We start from the raw sequence: 8418 nt of genomic DNA on the forward strand, positions 1-8418 counted from the left end.
CCATCATCCTTACTTAAGTTGATGGTCTCCGACAAACTCGGGGCAATTCACAAGGGCGCAAAACCCGCAACGATGGTCAGGAAAAACCCGAAACTGGCAACCCGCTGGACCCGTCTGGCTCAACCCAGAAACCGAAATCAGCGCCCCTGAAATCAGAGCCGGTGCATGAAGCCGGCGGACAACATCGTTGACAAACACCGCTGTGGTGAACCGCGTGTCCGGGGCCGTGGCGCACAGGCTTGGTTTACGTTGGTGCGGTGGGGCTGTTGCTCTGACATCTGGGTTTTTTTCGCCTGTTTTCCTTCTTTCGCACCACCTGCCACTTGGCGGCCCTGATCTGCGGCGTTATCACAACCGTCCGACCACCAAAGGGAGCCCGCCATGACCGCAGTCGCAAATCGCATTGCCCGCAATATCGCCACCGTCATCGGCGCACGCCCTGAACAGGTCAGCGCGACGGTCGCCCTGTTGGATGGCGGCGATACCGTTCCGTTCGTCGCGCGTTACCGCAAAGAGGTGACGGGGGGCCTTGATGACACGCAATTGCGCCGGCTCGCCGAACGGTTGGCGTATCTGCGCGATCTGGAAAAGCGCCGTGCAAGTATCCTTGGCGAAATCACGGGGCAGGGCAAGCTGACGGATGCGCTGGCCCGTGCCATTGCGGGGGCCGACACCAAAGCGGTGCTCGAGGATATTTACCTGCCGTTCAAGCCCAAGCGGCGGACCAAGGCGATGATTGCCCGTGAATATGGGCTTGAGCCATTGCTGCGCGCGATCCTTGCCGACCGGGCCGCTACCCCCGAGGTTCTGGCCCAACGCTATCTTGGCGAGGCCGTGCCGACAACGAAAGACGCCTTGGTGGGGGCCCGCGATATTCTGGTGGAAGAGCTGGGCGAGAACGCGACCCTTCTGGGGCGATTGCGCGATGTCATGCAGCAAGAGGCGATGATCGTGGCCCGCGTGAACACCGGCAAGGAAGAGGTCGGGGCGAAATTTTCCGATTACTTCGCCCATAGTGAAAAATGGGCGACCATCCCGTCGCACCGCGCACTTGCCATTCTGCGCGCCGCAAAAGAAGAGATTGTGACCATCGACATCGCGCCCGATCCCGACACGGGCGTGCCGCGTATGATCGGCATCATTGCCGCCGAGATCGGAATATCCGGTCAGTCCCCCGGTGATCTGTGGTTACAGGACGTCGCGGGCTGGACCTGGCGTATAAAGTTGAGCGGGACCATGTTCATGGATCTGCTGACCGATCTGCGCCGTCGCGCCCATGCCACCGCGATCGACGTCTTTGCGCGCAATCTGCGTGATCTGTTGCTGGCCGCCCCCGCAGGTGCGCGCGCTACGCTGGGTCTTGATCCCGGCATCCGCACCGGGTGCAAGATCGCCGTGGTAGACGAAACCGGCAAGCTGCTTGATACCGCGACCATTTATCCGTTCCAGCCGCGCAATGATCTGCGTGGCGCCGAGGAAACCCTGCTGCAGATGATTGCCAAACATGGCGTCGCCCTGATCGCCATCGGCAATGGCACGGCCAGCCGTGAATCCGAACGGTTGGTCGCGGATGTCCTCAAACGCCTGCCCGCAGGTGTGGCGCGCCCCACGCCGGTGATCGTGTCAGAGGCCGGGGCGTCGGTCTATTCCGCGTCCGAACTGGCATCACAGGAATTCCCGGATATAGATGTGTCCATTCGGGGGGCCGTGTCTATCGCGCGGCGCTTGCAGGACCCGCTGGCCGAACTGGTCAAGATCGAACCGCAGGCCATTGGCGTCGGTCAGTATCAACACGACGTAGATCAACGCCGATTGGCGCAATCGCTTGCTGGCGTGGTCGAAGACGCGGTGAACGCCGTGGGTGTCGATCTGAATATGGCCTCTGCGCCGCTCTTGTCGCATATCGCGGGACTGGGCGCGTCACTGGCGCAATCCATCGTGGCGCATCGCGACAGTCACGGACCCTTTGTCACCCGCAAAGCGTTGTTGAAGGTGGCAGGATTGGGGCCCAAAGCGTTCGAGCAATGCGCGGGTTTCCTGCGGATCACAGACGGAAAAGAACCGCTGGATGCGTCATCTGTGCACCCCGAGGCTTACGGCGTCGCGCGCAAGATCGTGCAGGCTTGCGGGCGCGATGTGCGGTCGATCATGGGTGACAGCGGCGCGCTTGCGGGTCTGGATGCCGCGCAATTCGTCGATGACAGCTTCGGTCTGCCCACCGTGCGCGATATTCTGGCGGAACTGGAAAAACCGGGGCGCGACCCGCGCCCTGCGTTCAAGACTGCGACATTTGCCGAGGGGATCGACAGTATGGCCGACCTCAAGGCGGGCATGTCGCTCGAAGGTACCGTGACGAATGTCGCGGCCTTTGGCGCGTTCGTTGATATCGGCGTGCATCAGGACGGGTTGGTGCATGTCAGCCAGTTGGCGGACCGCTTTGTCAAGGACCCGCACGAGGTGGTCAAAGCCGGTGATGTGGTCCGTGTCCGCGTGACAGAGGTAGATATCCCGCGCAAGCGGATCGGGCTGAGCATGCGCAAGGATGGCGGGGCAGAGGCTTCGCCGCCAAAGACCGCCGCAGAACCCAAACCAACCCAGCCCAAACAGAACCATCGGGCGGCGAAACCCGCGCCAAACAGTCCGGGGGCATTGGGATCGGCCCTTGCCGCCGCGCTGAAAGGGCAGGGTGATCGCTAGCGCCGTTTTGGGTGTTTATCCCAGCTTGGTCCAAAAGGACGTTTTGCGGGCGTGTCGTGTCTGCAGCGTCTGCACATAATGCGCGTGGGTGGCAAAGGCCCCGTAATCCGCTATCCCGGCATCAAGTGCCGCGCAATCCGACAGGTGATCTGCGGCGTGCCCGTACCGCGTTGATCGCCCTTGCTCCAGCGCGTCGTCGATCATGGCGCGCCACAATATCACGGCGGCCAGAGGGTGCCGCACGCGCAACGCGTCGGCTGCGGGGGTCAGCAGGCGGTAGTGATCGCCGTTGATCTCTGCTGCGCGGGTTTCGATCAATCGTGCGGCTGTCAGCAAGTCCGGCCATTCCAGACAAAACCCAAGCGCGGTTGATACATCGGGATAGGCCAGCACGTGTATCTTGGCTTTATCTTCGGCCTCTACATCCTCGAAATCGGGCAAAAGCCGCAGATAGTCGCGCAGGTGTTTCATGCTCAGCGTCTGACGAAAGCAAGCCCGGCGATGGGATTGCGCATCTTCGATCCGCCCCAATGCAACGAGGCTGGCGATATAGGCGTCATCCCATGCACCCTGTCCAAAGGTGTTTTCCGTTTGATCCGCAGCCAGCAGCAGATCATGCGCGTCCTGTGCCCGGTTGTCCGCGAGCAAAAGCAGCGCGACCTCGGCAGAGGTATCTTTGCGTTGCAGATCACTGTCAGAAAATTGGGCGATATATGCCTGCGTATCGCCTGCGGCCTCTGCAATCTCTTGCAGACAGGATTTGACAAAACGGGCCTTGCGGTCTGCCGCATAATCGGACCCGCCGCGCAACTGGCGCAAGAACCGGACTGCCTCATGGTCTGTTGCGGTCTCGGGTTCGGGTGCCGCCGCATAGGTTTCCACATTGGCTTTCAAACGTGCAAGGCCGGACGCGCCAAGGGCGGGCGCCAAAAGCGCGATAATGCCGTCCCATTCCCCGTATCCGTTGTCTTGCACTGCGACCCAGACCCGATCCGCCAGCGCTTCGGGATCAAGCTGCGCGGCCGGTGCGATACCCGCGAACTGCGCGCGTGCGGCCCGAAACACATCACCGACATCGCCGTTGCTGTCGTCCACGCGTTCATAGATGGATGGCGCGATCCCGATAAACTGCCACAGCAGATCAAAGGCTATCCTCGGGCTGTCTGCGGCGATCTTGTCCGCGATCATCGTCGCCTGCGTATCAAGATCCTTGACCAGTGCCTTGCGCTTGCGCCAACCGACATAGCTGGTGGCCTTGCGCAACGAAACCAGCCGCTTGCGCACCTCGTGGGCCAGTTCGGACACCCCCAGATTATGGCTCAACTCCAACCGCAACCGGCGTTTGATATCGGCGCTGCCGGTGCTGACCTCGATCAAGAGCGCGGCCAACCGGTCCGCGCCCAAAGCTTCGAGATTGGTCTTGTTCAGGGTCTTTTTTGACATGGCCCATTTTGGCATCGACACGGCGGGAAGGGAAGTGCTTGCGCGCTCCGCGGCATCCCCCCGGTTAGCCCGCCAGTCCCGCACCATACCCCCGGACACGCAAACCCCTGCGTCTGCGCCCGGATAATGCAAATCCCGGTCGTGCCGTGCGGCGTGGTCAATCAACCCTTCATGTCACCTCATGCGTGATGATCGGCCACCGCACGCAGCAGTTCGCCCGACAAATCCCGGCTGACGGAATGTGCCACGTCGCCAAGGCTCAGCATCCCCACCAACCGTTTCTTGTCGTCAAGCACCGGCAGCCGGCGGATTTTTTTCTGATCCATCAGGTGAATTGCGTCCTCGACGGTTTCGGTCGTCCGGCAGTAGACAATCCCTTTTGTCATCACGTCTTCGGCCGTGGTCTTTTTGGGATCCCGCCCGGCGGCCACAACCCTGAGCGCGATGTCGCGGTCCGTGACCATACCAATCAGTTTGTCATCCTTTCCGATGGGAATGGCGCCGATATCACCCTCTTTCATCATTTTCGCAATTTCGCTGACCGGTGTGTCAGCACTGACCCAATCGGCTGTCCGATGCATTGCCTTTGAGATTTCCATCTTCGTCTCCTGTGCTGGATGAGTATTTCGCCGTAGTATAGAAGGCGGTGCGGATGCATGATTGATCGGCGTCAAGATATTTGGCAGACGCAGCGCCCAAAAGCGTCGCAGGCATTACCCCTTGTCAGAACTGCTTGGCGCGGCACTGACTGTCACATGTGCGGGTCGGATCAACCGCCGCCCGATAGCAAAGCCCGGGCGGTGCAGAACAAGGACATTCCCGGGTTCCGTCTCTGCCGTTTCCTTTATTTGCATGGCTTCATGCTGCTCCGGATCGAACAACGTGTCCTTGGGGGCAATCATTCTGACCCCAAGTGCTTTCAGTCCGGTTTCAAACGCCGCTTTGACCCTTGCCAGACCCTCCAGATGTGCCGTGATCATAGGGTTGTCCGCCTGGGGGACCTTGCGGGCCGTCTCAAGGGCCAGAAATACCGCATCGAATGCGGGGGCAAGGGCATCCACGGCCAGTGAAATGCCATGCTCGCGCCCATCCAAGCGGGCCGCATCGGCGCGCTTGCGCGCGTTCTCGGCTTCTGCAAGCGCTCTCTTCCACTTGTCGGTCAGGGCCGCGATTTCGGCGACACGCTCCAATGCGTCGGTGGACGGGTCCGGTTGCCCGGAAACGCCACTCTCGGCCATGGTGTCGGCCTTTTTGTCATGCTCGTTCATTCCGTCCTCCACTGTGGATTTTTCGTTGTCAGCGCATGAGCAGAAAAATGCGGGCTGTTCCGCGCTGAATTGTCAAAGCGAGCGCACTGTCGATCTTGTCCAGTTGCTCATGCAACTCGGCGACCGATGTGACGGGCACCCGATTAACGGCAAGGATGACGTCGCCTGCTTCCAGACCCGACCGTGCGGCCCGGCTTTCAGGGTCCACGCGCATGATCACGACCCCCGCAACCTCGCCATACAAAGGATCATCTGGGTCAAGATCGCGAAATTCCGCTCCGGAAAGCCGACCAAGCCCCAGATCACCCTCTCTCGCCGCGACCTCTGCGCCTCTGCGCAAGGTGGCCTCCAGGGTCAGCGTCTTGCCGTCACGGATGATTTCGATTTCGATACTCCTGCCAAGCCGCTTCAGTCCGATCTGGCTGCGCATGTCGGCGGACCCGGCGATGGCGCGACCATCAATGGAAACGATCAGATCACCGGGTTGCAAGCCGGCTACGTCGGCGGCGCTGTCAGGTTGGACCCGCGTCACCACCGCGCCAGCGCCGGAATCGATTCCCAATGCCGCGCCGAGGTCAGGTGTGAAATCCTGAATTGTCACCCCAAGCAGGCCCCGCTGGACCTCGCCAAATTCGATGAGTTGCTCCACGACCGCCTCAGCCATGTTGGCAGGCACCGCAAAGCCGATACCGACATTGCCGCCCGATGGCGCAATGATCGCTGTGTTGATCCCGACAAGACGCCCGTCCAACGTGATCAGGGCACCACCGGAATTGCCGGGATTGATCGAAGCGTCGGTCTGGATGAAATCCTCATATCCTTCGATGTTAAGGCCGCTGCGGCCCAGAGCGCTGACGATGCCCGACGTCACCGTCTGCCCAAGGCCGAAAGGATTGCCGATCGCCAAAACGTAATCCCCTACCTGCAGGCGATCGCTATCACCCAAGGAAAGCGCGGTAAGGCCGTCGGCGGCAATCTTTACAAGTGCAATGTCGGTTCCCGGATCGCTGCCGACCAACTCCGCGTCCAATTGCCGACCGTCCTTGAGCGTCACGACAATGCGGTCGCCGTTCTCCACGACATGATGGTTGGTCAGGACATAGCCTTCTTGGGCATTGATGATCACCCCGGACCCTGCACTCAGTTGCTGGCGGCGCTGCGGCGGTTGCATGTCGAAAAAGCGCCGAAAGAATGGGTCGTTGTACAGGGGGTTCATCTCGACGGCCCGGCTGCTTTCGACGGAAATGTTAACGACAGCCGGTGTCACTTCGGCCAGCAGCGGCGCCAGTGTCGGCAGCCCGTCATCGTTAAGATACAAAGGCTGATCAGCGGTCTGCGGCATGACGGGCGCGGAAAAACTCATTGAAAAAATCAGTATTGCGGCCAGTGTCTGGCGCAGACGAGGAACAAACTCAGCCATTTCACAACGCCTTCAAATAAGAGGGAAAGGGGCCGGAAAACCGGCCCCGGATGTTCTATGCGGCTTTCACGGGAATGCGTTTGATGTTGGCCAATGCTTCCTTCGTCTTGGGCAGGCTGACGGTCAGCACGCCGTTCTTGAACTTTGCCTCGGCCTTGTCGGGATCGACGCCGGCGGGCAGGGGCACCGTGCGGTAGAACGCGCCATAGTGGCGTTCGGACATGTAAATACCCTTGCGCTGCTCTTCGTGTTCGATCTTCTTTTCGCCGCGGATCGTCATCGCATTGCCCGACAAGGATATGTCGATGTCGTCTTCGGTCATTCCGGGCAATTCGATAGAGACATCCACACCTTTGTCGGTTTCGGTAACATCGGTACTTGGACCGAACATTCCGACCACGTTGTCACTGCCATTCCAGCCGTTTTCGACCTTGCGCCAGAAATCCTCGAACACGTGGTTTATGTCGCGCTGCAACGACACCAAAGGATTGCCGGAGACGCCGGACTCGCGCGCGGCTGCCTTCTCCTTGTCACGGCTCCAAGGGATAAGGTCTCTGATCTGCATCGTATTTTCTCCTTGATTGAATTCAATTTTCGCTGTCGTACGTCACGCGGCCTTCACCGAAATCTTCTTTGGCTTGGCTTCGGCCGCGCGCGGCAGTTCAAGCCGCAGAACGCCATTCTTGAACTTGGCATTGATTTTGCTCTGGTCGATTTCATCGGACAGCGTGAAGACGCGAAAATAGTCACCTTCGCGATACTCCGAGGACAGACGGCGATACCCTTCCGGCGCGCGTGGCTTGACCTTGCCGCGCAATGTCAGAACCTGTCTCTCCAACGTGACATCCACACCGTCGAATGCCACACCCGGCATGTCGGCCAGGATTATGGTTGTGTCACCCTGTTCGAAAATATCGACCGCCGGCGTGAAGGTGAACGCGGTGGGTTCTGTTTCACCGTTTGTGCGGGCAACGTCGCCTTCGCCGCGTGCTGCGAGTTCCTGTGCCATGGGCTTTGCTCCTTTTGGGCCTGAATTCAGGACGATTTGATCTGGATGTGCTTGGGCTTGTCTTCTTCCGGCCGCTGCATTTCGACCGTCAGCACGCCATCTTCAAAGCGCGCGTCTATGTGGTCAGGCTCGATCCGAAAGGGAAGCTCGATCGAGCGTAGGAACGATCCCGTTGGACGCTCGCGTCGGTGCCAGATCATGTCATCGCCCGTTTCGCGCTCCGGATAGGTGCCGCGAATGGAAATCATCGTGTCCTTCACGGTCAGTTCGATGTCCTGCTCGGTCAGCCCCGGAAGTTCCGCGGACATCGCGATGCTGTCCTGCCCGGCCCAGAAGTTGACGGAAGGATAGGTTCCTGACCGTTCAGGTGTTCGCCCTCCGTCAAAAAGCCGGTTCATCGCCCCCTGCAACTGGCGCATTTCCGCGAACGGATCGTTGTAATCCATGGGGAAAAAGCGGTCTGTAGCATTTTGTTCTCCTATTGGTTGATTGCGCATTCCCGAAAAGCCCCTTGGGCGGGATCACAGGCTCTGTTGCACAAATTCTGTGAGGGATTCATCTAGTGAATCCAGTGTGGTAGC

General features: G+C 59.9%; 8 protein-coding genes. 1 reads left to right on the forward strand and 7 read right to left on the reverse strand.

Annotated elements, in window-relative coordinates:
- Positions 1-381: 381 nt before the first annotated feature.
- Positions 382-2697, forward strand: coding sequence for a Tex family protein (locus QZ196_RS16465; protein WP_296428376.1), 2316 nt, complete (start codon positions 382-384; stop codon positions 2695-2697).
- 15 nt (positions 2698-2712) lie between these two features.
- On the opposite strand, the gene QZ196_RS16470 is transcribed toward QZ196_RS16465, so the two are convergent.
- The 7 genes from QZ196_RS16470 to QZ196_RS16500 all read right to left on the reverse strand — a co-directional run bounded on the left by QZ196_RS16470 (position 2713) and on the right by QZ196_RS16500 (position 8283).
- Complete coding sequence (locus QZ196_RS16470) at positions 2713-4140, reverse strand: DUF6880 family protein (RefSeq protein ID WP_296428378.1); 1428 nt, start codon at positions 4138-4140, stop codon at positions 2713-2715.
- A 179-nt stretch (positions 4141-4319) separates the two neighbouring features.
- On the reverse strand, positions 4320-4739 hold the full coding sequence (locus tag QZ196_RS16475; RefSeq protein WP_296428379.1) for a CBS domain-containing protein: 420 nt from the start codon (positions 4737-4739) through the stop codon (positions 4320-4322).
- A 114-nt stretch (positions 4740-4853) separates the two neighbouring features.
- A complete protein-coding gene (grpE, locus tag QZ196_RS16480; protein ID WP_296428382.1) occupies positions 4854-5408 on the reverse strand; it encodes a nucleotide exchange factor GrpE in 555 nt (184 codons plus the stop codon).
- Positions 5409-5436: 28 nt separating this feature from the next.
- The gene (locus tag QZ196_RS16485) at positions 5437-6828 is read right to left on the reverse strand and encodes a DegQ family serine endoprotease (RefSeq protein ID WP_296428385.1); all 1392 of its coding nucleotides are present in this window, start codon (positions 6826-6828) and stop codon (positions 5437-5439) included.
- A 55-nt stretch (positions 6829-6883) separates the two neighbouring features.
- Entirely contained in the window at positions 6884-7393 is a 510-nt protein-coding gene (locus QZ196_RS16490; protein ID WP_296428387.1) for an Hsp20/alpha crystallin family protein, read from the reverse strand.
- Between the two features lie 42 nt (positions 7394-7435).
- Positions 7436-7837: an Hsp20/alpha crystallin family protein gene (locus tag QZ196_RS16495; protein WP_296428389.1), complete on the reverse strand. Its 402-nt coding sequence runs from the start codon at positions 7835-7837 to the stop codon at positions 7436-7438.
- Between the two features lie 26 nt (positions 7838-7863).
- The gene (locus tag QZ196_RS16500; RefSeq protein WP_296428391.1) at positions 7864-8283 is read right to left on the reverse strand and encodes an Hsp20/alpha crystallin family protein; all 420 of its coding nucleotides are present in this window, start codon (positions 8281-8283) and stop codon (positions 7864-7866) included.
- Positions 8284-8418: the final 135 nt, after the last annotated feature.

The organism is Yoonia sp., from assembly GCF_017854565.1.
GTDB lineage: Bacteria > Pseudomonadota > Alphaproteobacteria > Rhodobacterales > Rhodobacteraceae > Yoonia.

Excerpts from the sequence above, each read along its gene's own strand:
- QZ196_RS16470 (WP_296428378.1), bottom strand. The coding sequence starts at position 4,140 with ATGTCAAAAAAGACCCTGAACAAGACCAATCTCGAAGCTTTGGGCGCG.
- QZ196_RS16465 (WP_296428376.1), top strand. The coding sequence starts at position 382 with ATGACCGCAGTCGCAAATCGCATTGCCCGCAATATCGCCACCGTCATC.
- QZ196_RS16485 (WP_296428385.1), bottom strand. The coding sequence starts at position 6,828 with ATGGCTGAGTTTGTTCCTCGTCTGCGCCAGACACTGGCCGCAATACTG.
- QZ196_RS16475 (WP_296428379.1), bottom strand. The coding sequence starts at position 4,739 with ATGGAAATCTCAAAGGCAATGCATCGGACAGCCGATTGGGTCAGTGCT.
- QZ196_RS16500 (WP_296428391.1), bottom strand. The coding sequence starts at position 8,283 with ATGGATTACAACGATCCGTTCGCGGAAATGCGCCAGTTGCAGGGGGCG.
- QZ196_RS16490 (WP_296428387.1), bottom strand. The coding sequence starts at position 7,393 with ATGCAGATCAGAGACCTTATCCCTTGGAGCCGTGACAAGGAGAAGGCA.
- grpE (WP_296428382.1), bottom strand. The coding sequence starts at position 5,408 with ATGAACGAGCATGACAAAAAGGCCGACACCATGGCCGAGAGTGGCGTT.
- QZ196_RS16495 (WP_296428389.1), bottom strand. The coding sequence starts at position 7,837 with ATGGCACAGGAACTCGCAGCACGCGGCGAAGGCGACGTTGCCCGCACA.